Origin of the sequence: Lactiplantibacillus garii, assembly GCF_003885105.1 — a bacterium.
Lineage (GTDB): Bacteria > Bacillota > Bacilli > Lactobacillales > Lactobacillaceae > Lactiplantibacillus > Lactiplantibacillus garii.
On record NZ_QWZQ01000140.1, the window covers coordinates 1 to 363 of the forward strand.

A 363-nucleotide genomic window follows, 5' to 3' on the forward strand; every position below is an offset into this window, starting at 1 on the left:
GTTATCAATAACATAATAGGATTCATCGTTATCAGATGTTTTATTGGGATGATCTTATCACACAATATAGGCCGGATTAGTGGATTATCATGAATTAGATATACGCCAAAACTAAGTTGTGCACTCGCATTAATAAAACGATTGGAAAAATTTTTCCGTGTCAAAAATAGAAGAAAAATTCCAATCGCAATTCCTAAGATGAAAGGCGAATTTCCATAGAAAAAATGTGTTGCATGGTTAAATATAATTGGTGAGTGCAACACAAATCCTAATAGATTTAGTAATACCATAGATGCAAGAGCAAGCATAAAACTTACTATAGTTAATTTCCTCCCGACTGTCTTTTTATGCACTGCTTGATTC

1 pseudogene is annotated in these 363 nt (G+C 32.5%); it reads right to left on the bottom strand.

Annotated features, from left to right (window positions below):
* Nucleotides 1-363 (bottom strand): annotated as a pseudogene (locus D1831_RS14765) (hypothetical protein); the annotation flags it as partial.